At 49.2% G+C, this 21,865-nt stretch carries 16 protein-coding genes; 4 read left to right on the forward strand and 12 right to left on the reverse strand.

Features of this window, described 5'->3' with window-relative positions:
• Positions 1–291: 291 nt before the first annotated feature.
• From A4V09_RS10670 to A4V09_RS10680, 3 genes are all read right to left on the reverse strand, one after another.
• Positions 292–1,140 (reverse strand): carbohydrate ABC transporter permease, encoded by an 849-nt coding sequence (locus A4V09_RS10670; RefSeq protein ID WP_065542337.1) that lies wholly within the window; start codon positions 1,138–1,140, stop codon positions 292–294.
• A gap of 21 nt (positions 1,141–1,161) precedes the next feature.
• Positions 1,162–2,010, reverse strand: coding sequence for a carbohydrate ABC transporter permease (locus A4V09_RS10675; RefSeq protein ID WP_065544728.1), 849 nt, complete (start codon positions 2,008–2,010; stop codon positions 1,162–1,164).
• A gap of 78 nt (positions 2,011–2,088) precedes the next feature.
• Positions 2,089–3,438 (reverse strand): ABC transporter substrate-binding protein, encoded by a 1,350-nt coding sequence (locus A4V09_RS10680; protein ID WP_242964064.1) that lies wholly within the window; start codon positions 3,436–3,438, stop codon positions 2,089–2,091.
• Positions 3,439–3,762: 324 nt separating this feature from the next.
• Between A4V09_RS10680 and A4V09_RS10685 the strand changes: the two genes are divergently transcribed.
• Both A4V09_RS10685 and A4V09_RS10690 read left to right on the forward strand, forming a co-directional pair.
• Entirely contained in the window at positions 3,763–4,635 is an 873-nt protein-coding gene (locus tag A4V09_RS10685; protein ID WP_065542338.1) for an AraC family transcriptional regulator, read from the forward strand.
• Positions 4,636–4,784: 149 nt separating this feature from the next.
• The gene (locus A4V09_RS10690) at positions 4,785–5,303 is read left to right on the forward strand and encodes a peptide deformylase (protein ID WP_065542339.1); all 519 of its coding nucleotides are present in this window, start codon (positions 4,785–4,787) and stop codon (positions 5,301–5,303) included.
• Between the two features lie 201 nt (positions 5,304–5,504).
• Here A4V09_RS10690 and hutU read toward each other — a convergent pair whose 3' ends face one another.
• The 9 genes from hutU to A4V09_RS10735 all read right to left on the reverse strand — a co-directional run bounded on the left by hutU (position 5,505) and on the right by A4V09_RS10735 (position 18,969).
• Complete coding sequence (gene hutU, locus A4V09_RS10695) at positions 5,505–7,547, reverse strand: urocanate hydratase (RefSeq protein WP_065542306.1); 2,043 nt, start codon at positions 7,545–7,547, stop codon at positions 5,505–5,507.
• Between the two features lie 201 nt (positions 7,548–7,748).
• The gene (locus A4V09_RS10700) at positions 7,749–10,733 is read right to left on the reverse strand and encodes an ATP-binding protein (protein ID WP_065544730.1); all 2,985 of its coding nucleotides are present in this window, start codon (positions 10,731–10,733) and stop codon (positions 7,749–7,751) included.
• A 261-nt stretch (positions 10,734–10,994) separates the two neighbouring features.
• Complete coding sequence (locus A4V09_RS10705; protein WP_065542340.1) at positions 10,995–11,579, reverse strand: HutD/Ves family protein; 585 nt, start codon at positions 11,577–11,579, stop codon at positions 10,995–10,997.
• Complete coding sequence (locus A4V09_RS10710) at positions 11,548–11,868, reverse strand: hypothetical protein (RefSeq protein WP_065542341.1); 321 nt, start codon at positions 11,866–11,868, stop codon at positions 11,548–11,550. The genes A4V09_RS10705 and A4V09_RS10710 overlap by 32 nt, the downstream gene beginning before the upstream one ends.
• A 266-nt stretch (positions 11,869–12,134) precedes the next feature.
• Positions 12,135–13,733 (reverse strand): BCCT family transporter, encoded by a 1,599-nt coding sequence (locus A4V09_RS10715; protein WP_065542342.1) that lies wholly within the window; start codon positions 13,731–13,733, stop codon positions 12,135–12,137.
• A 158-nt stretch (positions 13,734–13,891) separates the two neighbouring features.
• Positions 13,892–15,379 (reverse strand): HAL/PAL/TAL family ammonia-lyase, encoded by a 1,488-nt coding sequence (locus A4V09_RS10720; protein WP_065542343.1) that lies wholly within the window; start codon positions 15,377–15,379, stop codon positions 13,892–13,894.
• Between the two features lies 1 nt (position 15,380).
• Complete coding sequence (locus A4V09_RS10725; RefSeq protein ID WP_065542344.1) at positions 15,381–17,651, reverse strand: xanthine dehydrogenase family protein molybdopterin-binding subunit; 2,271 nt, start codon at positions 17,649–17,651, stop codon at positions 15,381–15,383.
• On the reverse strand, positions 17,648–18,508 hold the full coding sequence (locus tag A4V09_RS10730; protein ID WP_065542345.1) for an FAD binding domain-containing protein: 861 nt from the start codon (positions 18,506–18,508) through the stop codon (positions 17,648–17,650). Before A4V09_RS10730 ends, A4V09_RS10725 begins: the two co-directional genes overlap by 4 nt.
• Complete coding sequence (locus A4V09_RS10735; protein WP_065542346.1) at positions 18,505–18,969, reverse strand: (2Fe-2S)-binding protein; 465 nt, start codon at positions 18,967–18,969, stop codon at positions 18,505–18,507. Before A4V09_RS10735 ends, A4V09_RS10730 begins: the two co-directional genes overlap by 4 nt.
• Positions 18,970–19,259: 290 nt before the next feature.
• On the opposite strand from A4V09_RS10735, the gene citC reads away from it, so the two are divergent.
• Both citC and citX read left to right on the forward strand, forming a co-directional pair.
• Positions 19,260–20,306 carry a [citrate (pro-3S)-lyase] ligase gene (citC, locus tag A4V09_RS10740; RefSeq protein WP_065542347.1) on the forward strand — a complete coding sequence of 349 codons (1,047 nt, stop codon included), beginning with the start codon at positions 19,260–19,262 and terminating at the stop codon, positions 20,304–20,306.
• On the forward strand, positions 20,303–21,784 hold the full coding sequence (gene citX / locus A4V09_RS10745) for a citrate lyase holo-[acyl-carrier protein] synthase (RefSeq protein ID WP_065542348.1): 1,482 nt from the start codon (positions 20,303–20,305) through the stop codon (positions 21,782–21,784). The genes citC and citX overlap by 4 nt, the downstream gene beginning before the upstream one ends.
• Positions 21,785–21,865: the final 81 nt, after the last annotated feature.

A 21,865-nucleotide genomic window follows, 5' to 3' on the forward strand; every position in this document is an offset into this window, starting at 1 on the left:
AATTCCTCATCATCTTCCCAATTGATATCAGGATTATCCTTGAACAATGGATTTAGTTCAGAAGTTGCTTTTTCAATCGCTTCCCTCTTCATTGATATATCTGCATTTGCATAATACTGAATTTAGATAGGTAGGACACCCTTGGTCTTGGCTGTATCCTTCCCACTACCAGGGCGGATCGGGGACTCTCACCCGTTAGTAACGTGCGCCGCCAGGCACACAACAAAAAGAAGGCTGATCTTCATACATTATCAGCCTTCTTTTTCGGTTCCGCTGTCCGCGGATTTTACATTATGCCTTTGTCCCCGTAAGTGCGATCCCCTCAATAAACTGCTTCTGGAAGATCAGATAGATCACGATCATAGGCACCATAGCCAGCACCGACCCTGCCATCAGATTGGGGTAATTCACGGAAAACTGTCCGCGGAGGGTTGACAATCCTGAGGAAAGTGTCAGCATATCCAGCTTGGTATTCACAATCAGCGGCCACATCAGATCCGCATAGGCAAACAATGCCGTGAATACAGCCAAGGCTGCGATCGCCGTCTTGGTAAGCGGAAATGCAATGCTTGCAAACGTCCGAAACTGCCCGCATCCGTCGATCCTTGCCGCCTCGATAAGGTCATCGGGTATTCCCATGTAGGTCTGCCTTAGGAAAAAGGTTCCGAAGGCACTTACCAGTCCCGGGAAAACCAGCGCAAAGATGGAGTCTGTCTTCCCAATGGCAGAGATCATCTCATACTGCGGAAGAATGAACACCTGTGCCGGAAACATAAGCTGGGATACCACCAGGGCAAAGCACAGATTCTTCAGCGGAAAATGCACCTTTGCAAAAGCATAAGCCGCCATGGAAGAAAACACCACCGCACAGATGACCCGGATGAAGATCATCATCAAGGTATTATAATACAATTTCAAAAACGGCAGACTGTTGGTCACCTGAATATAAGCCGCCGTATTCTGAAACGACTCCGGAAAAAATGTAGGCGGCACCAGCGTTGTCTCCGGTACTGTCTTAAAACTTGTCAAGATCATCCATAAAAACGGAAAGATCATTACCACACTGCCCAGAATCAGCACAAGGTATATGAAAATATGGCCCCTGCTGATTTTTTTGCTTTTTCTGTCTGTTCCAGCCATCACCTGCAACCTCCTCCTGCATCACACGTCATAAGTAACCCATTTCTTCTGTCCGATAAACTGAATGATCGTTATCATAGCGATCAAGATCACACACCAGACCACCAGGGCGGAGCCGTATCCCTTATTATTCTTTACAAAAGTCTCCTGGTAGAAGTTATATAGAATCGTTTCCGCACTGCGGATGGCAGGATTTGTCTTCTCTATCATCATATAGACAATATCGAACACCTTCAGGGATGCCATAACACGCATCATCAGCACAAAGAACAGGGTGGGAGAAACCAGAGGTACCGTAATCTTGCGAAACTGCTGAAACCCTGTGGCGCCGTCTATTCTTGCCGCCTCATAATAAGTCCTGGATATACTCTGCAGCCCGGACAGAAGCAGAATGGCATCATATCCCACACTGCTCCAGATGGTCACAATGGCGCAGGTCAGAAGGGCCGTCTTGGGGTCTGCGATCCAGTTGATGTCTGAGGGCAGATGCAGTGCGCTGAGTACTGTATTGATGATCCCGTACTCAGAATTGAACAGCCATTTCCAGACCATGGCGACCGCCGCCGGAGCCACTACCATGGGAAGAAAGTAAATGGCTCTGAATACGGTCTTTCCCTTGATCTTCTGGTCCAGCAGAACCGCGATCAAAAGGCCGAAAATAACCGTGACCGGCACTGTCATCACCATAAATACCAGTGTGTTTTTCGTAATAGTCCAGAAACTGTCACTCTGGAACATTTTCATATAGTTGTCAAGACCTACAAACGCCCATTTCCCGAAAGACCCTGACTTAAAGAAGCTCATGTAAACAGTCCGAAGCAGCGGATAAATATTCAGGATCATCAATCCGATGACAGTAGGCATCACCATAAAAAATCCCGTTGCCGCACCTTTGCCGTATTTTGTCTTTGTCTTCTGCTGTCTTGCCACCTCGTCCACCTCTCATTCTCAGTGTTCTGTAGCCAGGCTCTCATCCACTTGCTGCTGACACTGTTTGCATGCGTCCTCAAAGCTCATATTTCCGCTGTATACCTCCAAAAGGGTTGCCTCAACCTCCGGGAACCAGGTGGATTTTGTCTTGGAATACGGATACTGCACACTGTACTCTAACTGGTCTACATACGCCTTTACATTCTTGCCCTCATAGTTTTTGGACCAGGACTCCCCTGTGCCGTTGAATGCCGGGATAGCTGCCCCGTTCTCACCGTGGATCATGGCTGCCTCCTCGGTTCCCAGGAATTTCAGAACGTCTTTTACCACATCCAGGTTCGGATTATCTGCTGCTGTGGAATACGCAAGTCCGTTGGAGATGCTGGCACGTCCGTCGCCTTTGACCGGATCCGGGCATTTTGGCAGCACTGCCACATCCCAGTTCAGATCAGGATAATTGATATAAAGGTTGTTGATGCCCCAGCTTCCAAAGTACATCATGGCACCCTCCCCTGCGAAGAAGCGTTCCGCTTTTCCAAGGTCGGAAAGCTCTGACTGGTTCGGTGAGAAATCATAGGCTAACTGCCAGTCCATGTACTCTTTCAGGCCTTTTTGTGTACCGGGGTCTTCAAATCCGGCTTTGGTCTTATCCTCATTTACATAAAAGCCGCCTGCCTGGTAAATGGTGTTCAGCCAGCCTTCCTGCTCATTGTGGTCAGCCATCATGCCGAATTTTCCGGTCTTGTCATAAATGGTCTGGGATGCCTCCACAAGGGTATCCCACGTCCAGGTATCATCCGGGTAGGAGACACCGGCTTCATCAAAGATGTCCTTGTTGTAGACCAGTGCTACCGTATCAACATCTTTCGGCACACCGTAAACCTTATCCTCGTAGGTAAAATTCTGTACCAGATTCTCAGCAAAATTATTGGTGTAATACTCTTTGCCCTCATCATAGAGATCTGTCACATCTGCCAGGATTCCCGCTTCCGCGTATTTGCTGAACTCATTTGTATGCATCCAGAAAATATCAGGAAGGGAGTTGCTGTTTGCCATTGCCTCCAGTTTTGTCCAGTATTCACTCCAGGTAGAGATCTGCACGTCTATCGTTACATTTGGATGCTGCTCATGATAAGCCTTTGCCAGGGCTTCCATACCTGCCTGCTGGTAAATCTCCCAGCCCAGCATGGTAAGCTTCACTTCTTTGCCGGAAGAGGTTCCGCCTGCATCTGCCTCTGTGCTGCTGTCCGTAGTTTTGCCGGAACTTTCTTTGGAATCAGAGCCTCCTCCGGAACCGCATCCTGCCATAACAGATGCAAGCATACATGCTGTTAAGCCAAGCGCCCAATAACGATTTTTGTTTCTCATAATTTTTCCTCCCATATGTCATTATTTTTTTACATATCTCTTATCTGTATAAGGAAATATGTCTCATATATGATGTATATCATTATAACATTTCGTCATTTTCCACAAAATATCATAAGGAAGCATTATGTGTACAATTTGAATGTACAAAGTAGTATTTTGTATATACATGCGCGATTTTGATAGTATATTTAAATTCCATCCTCTATTTTTCGCATTTTTATCTTATTTTTTTCTACTTTACAGTTTTCTTTCCAGTCTATAAAATAACAATGCAATCCCCGATTTTGCGAATATATTTCTACTGAACTCAGGAGGACAGGTATGGAAAGCTATATCTTTAATTTTAGTGATTATCAGGACTTAAATTTACTCGAAATTGGTGACCAGCAGTGTACCCCTCTATATTCTTTTGGTCCATACATCAGGAATGAATATATCTTCCATTATGTGCTTTCCGGAAAAGGTTATATCTCTTATGCGCCGTCTACCTGTTCTGACAATAAGATCCTGGCAGACATATCCGGCAGTATAAAAATCAATGCCGGGGAAGGCTTCCTGTTTGAACCCCATAGCCGGCACATATACCATGCGGATGAGAAGGAGCCGTGGCATTACGTCTGGATCCTTTTCAAGGGTCTGAGTGTTCCCCAGTATCTCAGGGCCTGCGGCCTCAACCACGGCACCCCTGTCTATCGTCCAAAAGATTACAGCGCCCAGACCACCACCAGCATAAAAGAACATCTGTCCGCCATCCTGCAGCATCCCCATGCTTCCAAGGCATATATCATCGGGCATCTGCATTTGTTTTTCGACACTCTCATAAAAAATGCGGCAGGCTCCATCAAATCCGGACACACCAATATCCGGATCGCCGATCTGTACATCTCGGAGGCTGTCCGGTACATAGGCGCGGAATACGCTGCTATCCGCTCCCTAGATGAAATATCCAACTATTGCAATGTGAGCAGGAGCCACCTGACAAAATTGTTCCGCGCCAACCTGCATATGTCCCTGCAGGAATATCTGATCCAGTTTCGGATCAATAAATCTCTGGACCTTCTGGCAAGCACCAATCTCCCGGTGTTCCAGATCGCTTACCATGTGGGATATGAAAATGAACTGAACTTTCTAAGAGCATTTAAAAAACAGATGGGAGTGTCACCCAGCACGTGGCGGAAACAGAATAAGCTTTAGCTGTTTGAGTCTGCGCCTTTCAAAGCAGCACGCTTTATCTGTCGTATGGCAGTACGGGTTGTGTACAAAAATCAAGTATGATAAAATATGTGTATGGGACCTGAGCCATCAGGATATCAGACAAAACAGAAAGAAAAGAGGACGCTTACATGATTCAGAAAATTTTAAAGCTGGGAAACCCTCTGCTCTATGAAATGAGTGAGGAAGTTACGGACGCCGACAGAATATTTATCCCTCAATGGGTTGCGGACTTACACGACACACTCATGGATTACCGCCATACATACGGCGCAGGCCGGGCCGTGGCAGCCCCGCAGATTGGAATCCGCAAACGTCTGCTGTACATGTATACAGATAAACCCTATGTGTTTATAAACCCTGCCTTAACCTTTCCGGATGACCAAAAATATACCCTGCTGGATGACTGCATGTCTTTTCCGGGCCTTCTTGTAAAAGTAGAGCGTTATAAACGTGCGGATATCTCTTATCTGGATGTAGATTTCATGCCCTGCACCATGCACCTGGAAGGTGACTTGTCCGAACTTCTGCAGCATGAATACGACCATTTGGACGGCATACTGGCTACCATGCGGGCAGTTGATAACAAATCTTTCTTTATGGAACGGATGAAAAGAGAATCGGTAAGCAATGAAAAAGAGGAGCTATAAAACGTTCCTCTCTTTCATGTCTGCATATGAGGAAAAATCTCAAATTTAGTTTTGTATTTTCAAGCACAATTTTCTTTATGAAGTTTTATAAAACAGATAAAAAATAAAATTCCGTATAAACAAAAGAGACCTCCGGCACCCCGGCAGCCTCTTTTGTTTTTATTATTTAGGAATGAATATTGTGGCCTTTTTTATCTCAGATCAGTGGTGTGCGTGATGCTCTTCTACCACTACGTCTTTACATACTCTCTCGATCATATCTTCATCTGCAAGGTACGGCATGGTGATGTGATCCTGCCCTTCCCTTATCTTGTTGTACTCTGCTACGGTCTCAATGGAGTGACCGCATCTTCCCCAGCTCCTCCTGGATACACCGATCATGGTATCCCACGGGATAGCTGCCTTTAAGATCTCATCCACTCTCCCGCTTCCGTCCAGCACCATTCCGAATCCGCCGTTGATGGATTTGCTGATGCCTACGCCTCCTCCGTTGTGCAGCGCTACCAGGCTCATTCCCCTGGCTGCGTTTCCGGCATAGCAGTGGACTGCCATGTCCGCTGTGATGTTGGAGCCGTCATAGATGTTGGAGGTCTCTCTGTACGGGGAATCTGTTCCGCCTGTGTCATGGTGGTCACGGCCCAGCATCACCGGCCCGATCTCGCCGTTCCTCACCATCTCGTTGAACTTCAGGGCGATATCCCTTCTTCCCAGGGCATCCTGGTACAGGATACGGCACTGGGTCCCCACTACTAATTTATTCTTCTCCGCGTCACGGATCCAGATATAGTTATCCCTGTCCTGGCTCCTTCTGTTCGGGTCGATCACTTCCATGGCCGCATGGTCTGTGGCACGCAGGTCTTCCGGCTTTCCGGACAGGCAGCACCAGCGGAACGGGCCGTATCCGTAGTCGAACAGCTCCGGTCCCAGGATATCCTCCACGTAGGACGGGAACACGAATCCCTCGCTGGTGTCCACGCCGTTCTTGGCGATGTCCTTTGCTCCCGCGTCGAACACGGCTCGCATGAAGGAGTTTCCATAGTCAAAGAAGTAGGAGCCTCTCTCCACCAGGGTCTTGATCAGGTGGTAGTGTTTCACCAGGGTCTGGTCCACCAGCTCACAGAACTTCTCCTTGTCGTTTGCCAGCATCTCGGTGCGCTCCTCAAAGGTCAGGCCCTGCGGGCAGTAGCCTCCGTCGTAAGGCACGTGGCAGCTTGTCTGGTCGGATAACAGCTCTATCTTGATGTTGTTGTCCACTGCATACTGCAGCAGGTCCACGATATTTCCGTGGTAGGCAATGGATACGGTCTCTTTCCTCTCCATATATTCCTCTGCCACACGGAACGCCTCCGCCGCATCCTCGATCACCAGGCCTACCCAGCCCTGGCTGTGCCGGGTCTCGATACGGGAGGCATCCACCTCCGCTACGATTCCCACGCCCCTTGCGATCTCAATGGCTTTGGGCTGTGCGCCGCTCATGCCGCCAAGGCCGCTTGTGACGAACAGGTGGCCGGACAGATCCCCGTCCTGGGGCACGCCTAAGAACTTACGTCCTGCGTTCAGGATGGTGTTGAAGGTGCCGTGCACGATGCCCTGCGGGCCGATGTACATCCAGCCGCCGGCTGTCATCTGGCCGTAGGAGGATACGCCCATGGCTGCAGCTTTCGCCCAGTCCTCCGGGTTGTCGAACATGCCCACCATCAGGCCATTGGTCACGATGACCCTGGGGCTTGTCTTGTGGGATTTGAACAGGCCCATGGGATGGCCGCTCATCATCACAAGGGTGTGCTCATCTGTAAGCTCCTCTAAGTATCTCTTGATCAGCTGGTACTGCATCCAGTTCTGGCAGACCTGGCCGGTCTCCCCGTATGTAACAAGCTCGTATGGATAGAGGGCCACCTCATGGTCCAGGTTGTTGTCGATCATGACCTGGAACGCCTTTCCTTCCACACATTTTCCTTTATATTCATCAATGGGTCTTCCGTAGATCCTGTCTTTTGGCATGAAACGGTATCCGTAGATACGTCCTCTTGTCAGAAGTTCGTCTAAAAATTCCGGTGCAAGCTGTTCGTGCAGCTCTTCCGGCACATATCTGAGGGCGTTTGCTACTGCCAGCTTGATCTCCCTTTTGTTCAGGGTCAGTTCTCTCTTCGGGGCTCTTCTGACACCTTCTTTAAAGGTCGGGTATTCCGGCAGAACGGGATCCAGTTTGATTTCCATTGCTTTTCCGATTTCCGCATTGTTCATCTCTCATCTTCTCCTTTTCCTGTTTATTTCATCTAATGTTTATATAGACTTTATCATACAGTTAGTCAAGAAAGCGTCGAAGAAACGGCAGAAACTATTAAAAATTTGTGAAGTATCAACTATTTTTAGCTTAATTTCGTCCAAAGCCACGTATGAAACCGTAATTTTTCACAACAAGGCCCGTAAAATACAGAGGGAATTTTAAATATCCTCCAGCCACTCTATTTCATATGCCCCGGGTATTTCCTTCAGGCAGCGCTTCGCCATGTCTTTATACACATCCACCGGTTCTGTGAGTATCTCCCGAAACTCTTCCGGAAAGCGCACCAGCAGCTCCGCCTCTGTCAATGCCAGAAGTCCTATGGCATAGGGGGATGCAAACTGCCGTGCACTTTTCCGGGCATCCTCCAGATACCTTACAGCTCCCTCTTTATTTCCCTTTTCCGCCTCCAAAACTGCCAGATATCCCTTGGTTATGGAACGGCCGATCAGCGTAAAGGACTCCTCATACACACGGTCTGCCCGGTAAAGTGCCTCCGTACTCTGCCTTGTCTTCCCCATGGCCAGGTAAGAACGCGCAATATTGGAATAAAACGTGGCATTACAGGGACAGTGATTGCTGTCACAGGTAGCCACTGCCTCTTTGTAATACGCATTGGCCTCCAGAAAATGCTTCTGCTTTCGCAGGATCTCTCCCATGTAATTATAACACGCGGCAATATTCAGGGCATAAATCCTGGATTTCAGCGGTGCATTCATGAAAAATCCCAAAGACTTTTTCAGAAACTCCATGCTCTCCCAAAATCTGCCCTTCATGGACAGGTACAGCCCATAGAGCCGGCAGGTTATGGCATAATCCTCCTGCAATCCGTTTTTCTCCGCCAGGATCAGACTTTCCTTCAGATACTCCTCTGTGGGCTCCATATCCCACAGATTGATCTGCTGGTATATGAGAAAACGCAGGCATCTGATTTTCTCTCTGGGGTCATCTCCTGCAAGAACATTGGTCTTCAATGCCTTTTCAATACATTCAGCCCCTTCCCTGTAATATCCCTGGGGGATACAATACTGGGCTGTGGCCTGCATAAGACTTACATGCAGTTTCAGATAGGACTCTTTCTCCGGGTTTCTCCGGCACAGCTCCAAAAGCTCTTCCTCCAGCTGTCTGCAGTAATCTAATACGGAATCCATCTGCATTTCCTTTTTCCCGGAAACGGGAAAGAGCGGGTAAAGCTCATAGTACCTGTAAGAGTATTCCGTCAGCGCCCGAATCCTGTACACCAACGCTTTCTCTCTGTCGCCACAGAGGTTATAGTGAAAAATCAGCCTCTCATATCTGTTTGCCTCATAAAGCGGCAGTCCCTCAATATATTCCGCCAGTTTTCTGTGAAATACCCGGCGTTTTGAGGGGGACATTTTGGTATGTATAAATTTCTGTATACTGTCATGGCAGAAAAAGAAACGCACCGTCTCCCCCTCCTGCTGCTCCCTGATAAATCCCTGCTCCTTCAGTTCCTCCACAGCATCCAGAATCCCCATCTCGTCGCATTTTAGGATCTGCATACAGGCATCCATATCCGCCCATGCCTGGCAGGAGGATATAAGCTCCAGCACTTGCTTTGTCTTTTTGGGCAGTGCGGCCATTTTCTGCTCCCAAACCTGATTCAGGGGAGTAATATCTCCGGCCTCCAGCCTTCCATCTCCGCAGCAGTCCAGCAGTGTCCTCAGATAAAGGGCATTTCCCGATGTCTCACCGTAAACCGTGTCCAAAAGTTCTTCGCTGACCCGCTCCTCCCCCAGTCTTTCCGCCAGAATCTTTCTTACCGCTTCTCTGGTGAAGGGAAACAGAGTGATCTCCTGCAGACAGCTCTCTTTCAGAAGCGGTTTGAGGGCTGTCCTTAAAGTCTGCGTGAAAATACAGGGACTGGTGGCAAGCACCATAATGTTAGGGTTCTTTGCCCGAATTAACAGAGAGAAAAATTCCAGGCTTGTCTCATCCATATACTGGATGTTGTCAAAAAACAGTACCACCAGCGCCTGCTCCCCGATCTCTTCAAAAAGCTTTAAGAGCAGGTTTCTGGTGGCCCGGTAACTGTAGGATATGGTGGTATCCCCCATGACCGGCTCCTTCATTTGTTTGGTATTAAAAAGTGGAAACAGGTGCTCTGCCGCCTGCAGGTATTTATGATCCAGGGCAAAATCATGCTTTTTCAGAAGAGAATTCACCTGCATCATTATGGTATTCCAGGGCTGCAGTACAATATTCTGTTCGTTTTCCAGACAGGCAGCCCTTAAGACAATTGTATTTTCCCCTGTGATCTCTTCCAGGAAACGTTCCGCCAGATAGGTTTTGCCCACACCGCTTTTGCCTGAAAGGAGCACGGATGTAGGGACACCGGACAAGAACTGCCGGTAAGAAGCCTGGAGAAGCTGCAGTTCCCGCTCCCTTCCCGTACAGACTTCCCCTGATTGTTCCACCTCCTTCTCCCCCTCCTCAGACCAGACATGGAGAAGATTGCGGTAAAGCTCCCGTATTTCCCTGCGGGGTGCTACCCGAAGCTCTGTATTCAGCAAATTCACAAGCTGCTGGTACAGACGGATCCCTTTATAGTAAAGATGCGCACTTTCATAGATCTCCATCATGCGCAGATACACCCGCTCATCTAAAGGGTCCTCCTGTACATAACGCTCAAACAACGTCTCCCCCTCAGCCACGGACAGACCGGCTGCGCTCTGCATTTTGTCATAAATAGCACGCAAAAATGCTTCTTTTGCCAGTCCCCTCTTCATGGTCAGCCACTCTTCATAAGGGTAAGCGTTTTTTATATAAAATCCTCCCAGAAGCTCCACCTGATAGAGTTTTGGTTCTCTCTCTTCCATAAATGCATCATAATCCACAAGAAAAGTAAGCTCCGGATTCAGCTCCAATGTCTGTCTTGTGGGTGAAGATACAAGATCTGTATGAAATATTTTGCGGATGGTGTACAGGGCATGGCGCAGATTCTTCTTAGCAGTTGCCTCATCGCAGGAATCCCACAAAAGCGCTGCGATCTGATCCCTTGTGGCTTTTTTCTCGATGGCCATATAGTACAGAAGTGCTTCTGCCTTCTTATAAGGCAGGATGATCTGTTCCTCATCCAGCAAAATCTGCGGTGTCTGTAACACATATATCTGAACTGTTGACACAATTTTTCTCCTTTCCGAAAAAGCGGTTACTGTCCACAGCCCTGCAAAACACAGTTCTGTAAACAGTAACACGCTTCGCGATACACAGATACGGAGCATTCTGCTCCATATCGCGCTGGCTGCCTCGGTATAATGGCCCTAAATCGTAACAAAAAACGGCCTTCTCTGCACTCCATTCTATACAAAATCCCACATAAAGTAAAGAAAAAAGGCTGCTGCTTTGGAAATTTACCAAAGCGGCGGCCTTGCTGCCAGAAAATTTTATTCTGCTGTCTTAATTTTACAGATACCCAGTTTTGCGGCGGTATCGCCTGTACTCTGCACGGCAAGCGCTTCCTCCCAGTTTTCACACAGAAGCAGTTCGCCCTCTTTCACCGTATGTTCCGAAACGCGGATGCATCCTTCTCCCACATAAACAGCCAGAAGATTAAAGACGCCCTCCGGATTTATCACGCAGGATTCCCCGGCCTCCAGTATAGCTGCCTCCATCCTGCCCTCCGCACCGTTTTTCAGCATCAGGTTAAAGTCTGTCACTTTCCCGTAGCTGACTGTGGGCACGCCTCCGTCAAAGCAATCAACCTCATATGGCTCCAGCTCCGCTTTGGTGTTGACACCGTGAATCATATCCAGATGCCCTTTCAGGGTCATCAGATAGCGTTTTACTCCGGGCAGGCTTGTGAAACTGGATTTCTGAAGTTCCACTGTGGCACTGCTGATGCGTGCCTGAAAGCTGCCTTCCCTGTAATCCCCATCCTCCGGATAGATAAAGAGCTGTGTTGTGGTTCCTCCTGACCAGACAGAAGTCTGATACTGCTCAGCGTTTCTTACAGTGATACTGGCACTCATGACGTTTTTCCCCTTTCTTCGCCCTCGGCTCAGGGTCCTTACAGAATTCCCTCTTCCGAAACAGGCTTCTTAAAAGCACCATCCAGCCCCAGGAAATGGAAAGGGCGGGAAATGTTGATAAAATAATCCCTTTAACGGGAGATATTTCCGTAAATGTAACCGGCCCGAAAAACATCACAAATACCACTACCATTATGATCACCAGCGTTATCTTCTCCTTCATGGTGTTCGGTGGTGTCAAAAATATTTTCTGGAGATCCATCTCCACTCTTTCCGGTTCTTTTTTCATACGCTCACTACTCCTATGCCTTATGCGGATACCCGAAGCAAGTTCCGGGCATCCATCCTATACAATTAACTATACTGCAAAAACTCTTTTCTGTAAAGCAGCAGTAAAAACTGAGATCAGGCTTTTTCCGATTCCTCGTAACAGGTCAAACAGGTCTGCGCTTTCACTGCGCTGACCGTAAGAATACGTGGTGGCAGTTAACATCCAGCCCATCGCGAAGCGATTTTAATGGCTGGATGCATGTAACAGTTCAGCGGTCTGAACTGTTACAGTTCCGCAATCACCTTAGGCTCCACATCTACCACATCATCCACATCCTCAATGATCTTATCAATGAAGAAGACTTTAAAGGTAGCTGCAAGCTGCAGCAGGAATATGGGCAGTACGCAGAATCCGCCCACACCGGACAAGTATTTCACACCTTCCACGCCCTGCTGTCCGCCGCCGAAGATTACCATAATGACGGAAATAATACCAATGGAAACGCCCCACACGATTTTCTGCCAGTTTGCAGGTTCCTCATCGTAGCTGGAACCCTCCGTACAAATCTGGGAGATGGTGGTGGACATGGTATCCGCCGTAGTTGAGAATGCCGCGATCATGGTGATCATAATAAGAGGAATGAGGATAAAGCTGATGGGCATCTTTTTCAGCAGCTCCCACAGACCGGACACCGCAATGCCGTTCTGTATGGCCCCGATCAAATCCGCCTTTCCGATATCCTGCCAGTTAAGTGCTGTTCCGCTCCATACAGAGAACCAGATCAGACCAAAGGTAGACGGCATGATCCAGTTTACGATCATAAACTGGCGGATGGTCCTTCCGTAAGAAATCATGGCAAAGAAGATAGCCATAAGCGGTGCATATGCGATCCAGCACGCCCAGTCAAACATGGTCCACCAGGTAACAAGTGCCTCACCGCCCACAATACCGGGGTCAAGTCCCCAGGAAAGGAAGTGGTCGCCCCAATATCCGATACCTGTATTCATCATATTCAGTATGTACACCGTCGGTCCTGCAATGAGCAGAAATGCAAGCAGCACATAGAAAATCTTGGAGGTTCCGTTTGCCAGCCACTTAATACCTTTATCAAGACCTGCCACAGACGCAATGGTAAAGGTAGCTGTTATAATGACAAACAGGGTAAACCACACAACAGGTCCCTGTTTGATGCCATAAGCCGCCTCAAGACCTGAACCGATCAGTGCAAGTCCCATACCCAGGTTACTGGAAAGTCCCAGGGCCAGAGCCACAATAGAAACCACGTCTATGACACTTCTTATCACACCGTATTTGACTCTCTGTCCAAACAGAGGAGTCAGGGAAGCTGCCACGGACAGTTCTTCCTTCTTGTTGAAATAAATGTAAGCCATTGCACATCCAACGATGGAGTACATTGCATAAGGGATAAAGGTCCAGTTATAGAACACACGTCCCATACCAAACATGGCAGCCTCCTGGGTCAGCGGCTCTATGCCGTAGCCTCCCAGTTCCCCGTAAATACTGCCGTAATAAATCATAACCTCATTGGCACCGTACACGATACATCCTGTAGCGATACCGCCTGTCAGCGTCATGGCGAACCATGAACCAAAGGAGTGCTTCGCTTTCGCATTTCGCCCTCCGAATCTGACCTTGCCCAGTTTGGAAAATGTAAGGATCATAACCACAACCAGACAGAAAATAGCTACCAACTGATACAGCCATCCAAAACTTTTCAGGGACCATCCAAAAATAGCCGAGCAGACCTTGGTCAGCCAGTCATTTTTCAGGATTCCCAGAAGTGCGCCGCCGCCGATGATGGCGAATGCCGGTATAAATACACTCCACCGGACAGCTTTTTGTTGCTTCTTTTCTCCACTCATAGAATACCTCCTGGTAATATAATTTTTCCCGCAGCCGCCCTGTATCGAACAGGGCAGCCGCCTATGTAATGCGGACGGTTTCCCGCCGCTTTACTGCACTTTACACAAATCTACCATTCTGCAGCGTTCCGGCCTCCATAGCCGCTTTTTTCCGTACGTTACAGACTCTTCAGGAAGTCGTACGTCTTCTGGATATCCACTGACATGTTCCTGTCATTGTCCAGATACGGAACCTCTTTACGGTATGATTCAAACAGAGGCCTTGTCCCCTCTCCAAGCTGTGGTATTTCTCTTAAATCCACGGCCTGTGCTGCATGCATCAGCTCAATGGCAGCCATATAATACAGGTTATCTATGATTTTCCGCATATTTGCTGCAGCCATGGTTGCATTGCTGGCTGTATCCTCAATATGGCCTGCCATACTAAGGAAGTCAAGGGAACACGGATTTGCATACATACGGTTCTCTGTATCCAGATATGACACCGTCTTCTGTATGGTTCCGTATGCTATGACAGCCCCCTCAGCAGGTGTCAGGAAACGGTTCAGCTTTGTAAATCCCGGGTCGCCGATCCTGAGGATCTGCTGGGATATCATTTTTGACATATGAGCCAGTCCCGTGCTTGCCATCTCCACTGCCAGAACCCAGGTCAGCGGCTCAAAATTAGGGCTTCCGCACATCCTGTCCTCCTCCGGAAGCAGACAGGGATTGTCATCCGTGGCATTTAACTCCACTTTAAGCTGCTGCTTCAGATAGGCCAGGGCATCCATCACAGAACCCGTTATGGCGCTCTGACACCGGAAACTCAGCGGATCCTGAAGGGCTCTTCCCTCCCAGGGTTTCTCAAGATAGCTGCCTTTTAAAAGCTCTCTGCACTTTCTGGCTGACTCCATCTGGCCCTGATAACCGCGTTCCCGGTTTACACTTTCGTCCATAGGGTCAAGCACGCCGTTCAGCCCTTCAAGCGCCAGGCAGAATACCTTTCTGTAACGCTCAATGAACTGTTCCGCCTCAATGACTCCCATGGCTGCGAAAGCGGCTCCCTGGGCATTGGAGGAGACAATGCCCAAGCCGTCCTTTGGTCCCAGCTTCAGAGGTTTCAGGCCCGAAAGTTCCAGCGCTTTTGCACTTTCCATACGCTGACTTTGATAATAGGCCTCGCCTTCCCCGATAGCGGTGAGGCCAATGGCCGGGAGGGTTGCTATATCCGCTTCCCCCACGCTACCCCGGCTCTTTATGACCGGATGCACACCCCTGTTTAAAAATTCAACATAATACTCCACTATCTCAGGAGCCACCCCTGTATGTCCGCAGAGAAACCCATTTAACCGCACAGCCATAATGGTTCTGGTCTCCGGGATACTGCACTCCGGCCCCACACCGATCATGTGGCTTCTCAGCAGATTTTTATTGTACGCGTCATACCGGTCAGCATACACCACTTTATCTTTGTTCCAGCCCACGCCTGTGTTCAGACCATAGACTGCAATACCGCGTCTGTCCAGCTCAAAAATCAGCTCTCTGGCTTTCTGCACTTTTGCCATAGCCTCAGCATCCACTTCCACTTTTGCATTTTCAAACGCGATTTCTTTTATCTGGGAAATCGTCAGCTCACTTCCCGTCAGCCGAATTACCTTCTCCTGCATGTTAATTGCCCTCCTTACGTTTCTCTTCCAGATATGCCACTACCTTCTCCGGTGTGATGGGGTAGCTTGCAAAACAGCTTCCCAGCGCATAGTTGATGGCATTTGCCACTGCGGGCGCAGGTGCCACCGCTGCGATCTCCCCCAGGCTTTTCCCTCCGTAGGGACCATCCGGTTCCCCGTCCTCCACAAAGATGGAACGCACCTTTGGCATATCCGGTGCATTGATGATGTGATACTTGGAGAAGTTTTTGGTCTTTACCCTTCCCTTAGCATCATAGGAAATCTCTTCAAACAATGCCTGCCCAAGGCTCATCTGGGCACCGCCTTCTACCTGGCCTTCAGAGAGTGTCCGGTTCATGACCTGGCCCACATCGTGAACACAGAGCAGGTCCAGCACTTCAGTTTGTCCCGTGTATTTATCCACTTTCACCTCAGCAAAGGCACAGCAGTAGGAACCCGGATTGGACGGCGGCACGTATTCCAGCTCTGTGTGCATGTAGCGGCAGCACTGCCTCTCATAATCAAGAGCTATCTGCTTATAGGACTTTTCCTCCTCCTCACAGTAGAGGATACCATCATGGGCCTTTATGTTATCCTTCTTCCAGTGATACATCTGTACACATGCATTTTTCAGTTTGTCCAGAAGCTGTTCCCCAGCCTTCTGCACCGCACGCCCGCATACATAAGTCACCCGGCTCGCCTGTGTTCCGGCTGCGTCATAAGGAGTGACAAACGTATCTGCCTCATGCACTTTGATGCGGTACACATCCATGTGAAGCGCCTCTGCTGCGATCTGCTGCATGGTCATGACCGTTCCGCAGCCCTGGTCGTGAATTCCTATTTGTACTTCCACAGCTCCATCCGGATGAAGGGACATGATCACATTTGTAAATTCCGGATATGCTCCTTTATAGCCGTTTCCATGGGCACCGCAGGCCATCCCTACTCCGTAAGCATAGCGTTTTGTATCCTTCTCGTGAATATGTTCTCTCTTTTCCTTCCAGGAAAATGCCTCCCTGCCTTTTCTGATACATTCCTCTATTCTCACATTTCCCAGATTCGTCCCCCCTGTAGGGTCATCATCCATGGGATGCGCAAAATTTTTCAGGCGGAATTCACAGGGATCCATGCCAATGGCATTGGCTGTCTGGTCCAGATTCACCTCTGTGACGGCGTGGGCCTGGGGAGAACCGTATCCCCGGCAGGCACCGCCGGAAATGGTATTGGTATAGTAAGTCCGCACATGACAAGTCTGATTCTCGATCCGGTACATACGGAACAGCTTTTTACAGTATGCCATAGCGATGGCTGACGCGTTGGTGTAATAGGCGCCGCCGTCAATATCTGTATCAATTCTGCGGCCCCTGATGATACCGTCTCTGGTAACTGCAGTTTTTACACAGGTTTCGGACGCGTTTCTGCTTCTGGTTCCCATGACTGCGTCCTGTCTGTCCATATACAGCATGACCGGACGTCTCAGAATCCATGTGGCAAATGCGCAGGCCGGCTCCACCACAGTCTGGCCTTTTCCTCCGAAGGAACCGCCCATCACAGCCTTGATGACCCGCACCCTGGAATAAGGGATTCCCAGCAGATGGCTGATGTGGTATCTGACCTGATATACGGTCTGACAGGGTGTCCAGAGTACCAGATTCCCGCTTTCGTCGATTTCACTCAGTGCAATATGGGGTTCAATGGCGCTATGATGGATTTTCTGGGTACTGCCCTCTGTGCGGATAACCACCAGTTCCTCCGACTCTTTCCCGTCCCCGGTAAGCGCCCCGTAATCCCCGCAGCTCACTTCTTTTTCAAAAGCCAGCATACCGTCTGTTTCTCTGGCAGCAGCAAGACCTATGATGGGAGCTGCTTCGTCATAATCAATCTCCACAAGGCTGACCGCCTCATCCACGGCCTCCTTGGATTCCCCAACTACAAGCGCCAGATGGTCTCCCACATACCGGGCCTTCCCGCTTAAAATATACTGGTCCATAGGGGCATCCAGACAGGCTGACCAGTTATGAGGGTTATAGGTTATTTTCGGGACATTGGCGTGGGTAAAAACCGCCCGGATACCGGGCACCTGCTTTGCCTTTTCCGTATGAACCGTAATATCAGCATTTGCCTTCTCACTCAGAACCAGCCTGGCATAAAGCATGCCGGCGATCTGCCTGTCACAGGTATACTGCGTCTTTCCTCTGGCCTTGTCGTACACATCCTCCCGGATGTAGCTCTTTCCTACATATTTTAAATCACGTTTCTTTTCTTCCCTCATCTGCCCGCCTCCTCTTCTGCCCTGCGAAGGTCATCCAGAATCTGGTCAATGACCCCGAAAGCGGCTGATTTTTTATAGTGCTTTGAGGGCCTGCCGGGGATGTTTTCCTCAATCTGCGCATACACGGCGTCCCGCACTTTTTCCTCATCACAGCCGGAAAGCATGCTGCCTTCCAGGCACTCCTCTATCAGACGGGCACGGCTTGCTTTTGCGCCGACTGCCCCCAGGTATACTACAGGATGTATCATACACCCTTCTTTGATCTCTGTGCAGATACAGCCATTGATCTTTGATATAGTAACTGCTTTTCTGGCACCCACTTTTGCAAAACCTGACAGAGCCTTTTGTTTCCTGACCACAAACTTCAGGATAACTTCTCTCTCTCCAAGGCTGGTCTTCTCCAGGCCTTCCACAAAATCATCTGTCAGACGCCTTGTCACTGTCCCGCTCTCATCCAGGATCTCCGCTTCTGCGCCATAAGCCAGGAGCACCGGTGTGGTGTCTGAACTCTGGGACGCGTTGGCTATATTCCCCCCCAGGGTTGCCCGGTTCCGGATCTGAGTGGAACCTACCATGGAAGCGGCTTTTGCAAGAGCCGGTATCCATGTTCTGATAACAGGACTTTGCTCCAGCTCTGTCATGGTGACGCCTGCGCCGATGATAACCATATCCTCTGTCTCTGTAATCTGGGACAATTCCGGCAGATGCGTCAGGTCAATCAAAGAATAATGAAAAATTTTCTCTTTTCTCAAATGGATGACAAGATCTGTCCCCCCTGCGCAGAGATAAGTGTTTTCGTCTTTTTCTCTCAGGGCAGCAGCCAGCTCATCCAAATTATGCGGCATGTGGAAACTCACTTGATCTCCCCCTCTCCCACGGCATTGACTGCCTTCACGATTTTCTCATATCCTGTACAGCGGCACAAGTTTCCCTCAATCGCTCTCTTTATCTCCTCCACTGTGGGATGGGGATTTTCATAGAGCAGAGCCTTACAGGACAATATCATACCCGGTGTGCAGAAACCGCACTGAACAGCCCCCATCTTGATAAACGCCTCCTGCAACGCATCCAGCTCGCCGTTTTTCTCCAGTCCCTCAATGGTGGTGATCTCCCGGTCCATGACCTGTCCAGCGAAAACTGTACAGCTTGTCACAGCTTTTTTATCCAGCAGTACCGTACAGGCACCGCACTCGCCTTCGCTGCAGCCCTCTTTCACGCCTGTCAGCCCGCAGTCCTCACGCAGAAAATCGAGCAGACGTTTCGTCGGCTCTGTCTCCTTCTCCACCTGTTCTCCGTTAATCATACATCTGAGCAGCATTCTATTCATCCTCTCCTGCTTTTTTCTTTTATCGTAACTGTTCAGTACCCTCACAGTTACAGGCTCTTACGGTCAGCGCAGTGGATGCGCCGACCTACTGAATAGTTACCTTTTATCTACAACACTTCTTTGTGCGTTTTTTTGTCTGTCCTCTGTCTGATGAGACTATTGTATATCATTTCCGTTGAAAAACCGTTGAAATTCTTCTGGTTTTTTGTCTAATTTCCAAGAATCTCTTGACGTAAAACGTTTTTTCTTAAATAATGGGTAACAGACAGGAGGATTTACTTATGGAACTGACGAACAGTTACCTGGAGGAGGGATTTCCTTTCCGGGGACGGAAACGAAAGAAAATGGAAGAGTTTCTGGAAAAAAGCGGCCTGACCTATGACGCAGAGATTGTCTATTCTGTCCTTCTGTGCAGAGAGGACGGAGAGATCATAGGCTGTGGTTCCAGACATGAAAATATCTTAAAATGCATTGCAGTAGACGCCTCTTATCAGGGGGAAGGGCTTCTGCCTGGAATTGTCACACAGCTTATCAAGCAGGCTTACGGCTGTGGCATCTCCCACTTGTTTTTATTTACGAAACCGGAATATCAGGTCATATTTGGTGATATGGGCTTTTATCCCATAACCGGGACAGATTCCATGCTCCTGCTGGAGAACCGAAAGGACGGCATTTCTCTTTATCTGGAGGAAGAACTGGCCCGCTGCCCTGCTCCACAGGCCCAAGAGGCTGGGGCCATTGTCATGAACGCCAATCCCTTTACCTTTGGACACCGGTATCTGACGGAAACGGCTGCAAAGGCATGTGAATTGCTGCATGTCTTTGTGCTCTCCGCCGACGCCTCAGAATTTCCTGCTGACGTCAGGCTCCGTCTCGTTAAGGAGGGCTGTCAAGACCTTAAAAATGTGATCGTCCACGGCAGTTCCGAATATCTCATATCCCATGCCACCTTTCCCGATTACTTTCTGAAGGATAAGACCGGGGCCTCGGACAAGGCTGCAGAACTGGATCTGAAAATTTTCGGTGACTATTTCCGGAAGGCCTTTCATATTGTAAAGCGTTTTGTGGGTGAGGAGCCGTTTTCCCTGGTCACCAGGGCATATAATGAACAGATGAAGCAAACCCTTCCCGCCTATGGCATCGAAGTGGTGGAGATTCCCCGGAAGACATCCGGGAATACGGTCATCAGCGCAACCCTTGTGCGAGAAAAGTTTCTGGCAGGGGATATGGAGTCTGTGCGCTCCCTGGTGCCTGACACGACTTATTGCTATCTGGTATCAGATGCGGGAACTGCACTTAGAAAACAACTATTGGAGAGACAATCATGAACCATACAGATTTATGCACAGGTACTGCCATCACCCTGCAGCAGGTGCTGGATGCCAGAGAACAGCGGGCAGCCATACAAAATGAAATGTTGAGCGATTTAGAGGGGGACGGGGCTGCGCTTATCAGCTTCACCCTGAATATTGTAGGCCCGGTCAAAGTCTTTCCCTATACGATCCTGGCCTACGAAGCTGGCCTTGCGGCCATCCGGGAATGCCTTATGTGGCTGGAAGCACATATCACAGGCTTCCGGGAAGTCCGGGAGAACACAGGATATGAGGCTTTCTTTTCCGTAAAAAAGGAACCGGGAATTGCGCATATCTGTAAAGAATATCTCACGGAACTGGAGGAGACACATCCTGTGGGACGTCTGTTTGACATTGATGTACTTCAGTCTGACGGCATTAAGGTGTCCAGGGAATCCCTCGGTTATGCGGGGCGCACCTGTCTTCTCTGTGATAATCCGGCTTTTCTGTGCGGACGCTCCCGTACGCATACGGCACAGGAACTGGTGGAACGGGAAACTGCTCTTATCAGGGATTTTTTTGCGGAGCGTTTTTCCGTCCATGTGGGACTGCTGATGCAGAAAGCACTTTTTTATGAGGTAAACACAACTTTGAAACCGGGCCTGGTGGACCTTGTACATAATGGGGCCCACACAGATATGGACCGGTATACCTTCCGGGACAGTGCCTATGCACTTACTTCTTATTTTATCGAGACGGCCCGCCGGGGTATGGAGTTTGCGCTGGATGGGGGAAGTCAGGATGAACTGCCGGAACTGTTTGCCTCTGTCCGTCCGCTTGGCATGGCTGCAGAAACCGCTATGAGGCAGGCAACAGGAGGGGTCAATACCCATAAAGGCATGATCTTCTCAGGCGGGATTCTCTGCTGTGCCCTGGGGTATGATATGGCGTCCCGTGGGTTAGGCGGGTCCTGCCGGCTGAACGGCTGTACCAAATATGCAAAACCGGCGGAGGCATTTCAGGACTTGGAAACCACTGTCAAGCATATGCTGGTCCACCTTCTGGATGATTATAAGATGCTCTGTACATCCCGGCCGTCCAAAGATGTGAGTCACGGGGAGCGCCTGTATATGCGATATGGCATTACCGGAATCCGCGGGGAGGCCCATCTTGGTTTTCCTACACTTTTTCATATGGGATATCCTCTTTTTAAACAGGTGCTGGCCCATGGTTATACCATGAATGAAGCGGGGTGTATCGTGCTTCTGCACTACATGGCAGATACAGAAGATTCCAATCTGATCACCCGTTCCGGCTATGATACGGCAGGTAAGATACAGGCAGAACTGGCACGTTTTCTGGAATGTGCTTCTTATGAGGAACAGCTTGCCGTAATCCCAAAACTGGATGCATATTTTGTGCAGGAACGTATCAGCCCGGGGGGAAGTGCGGATATGCTGGCGCTCACTTATTTTTTGTATTTTATGGGGGTTCTGCCTTGCAGATGGGGGTGATTTTTTACTGTCCCAACAGCCCCGGTTTTCTCATCCGGTAAGTAAAAAAACGGGGACGCGGCAGGCATAGAAAGGGTATAG

This window comes from Blautia pseudococcoides, from assembly GCF_001689125.2.
Lineage (GTDB): Bacteria > Bacillota > Clostridia > Lachnospirales > Lachnospiraceae > Blautia > Blautia pseudococcoides.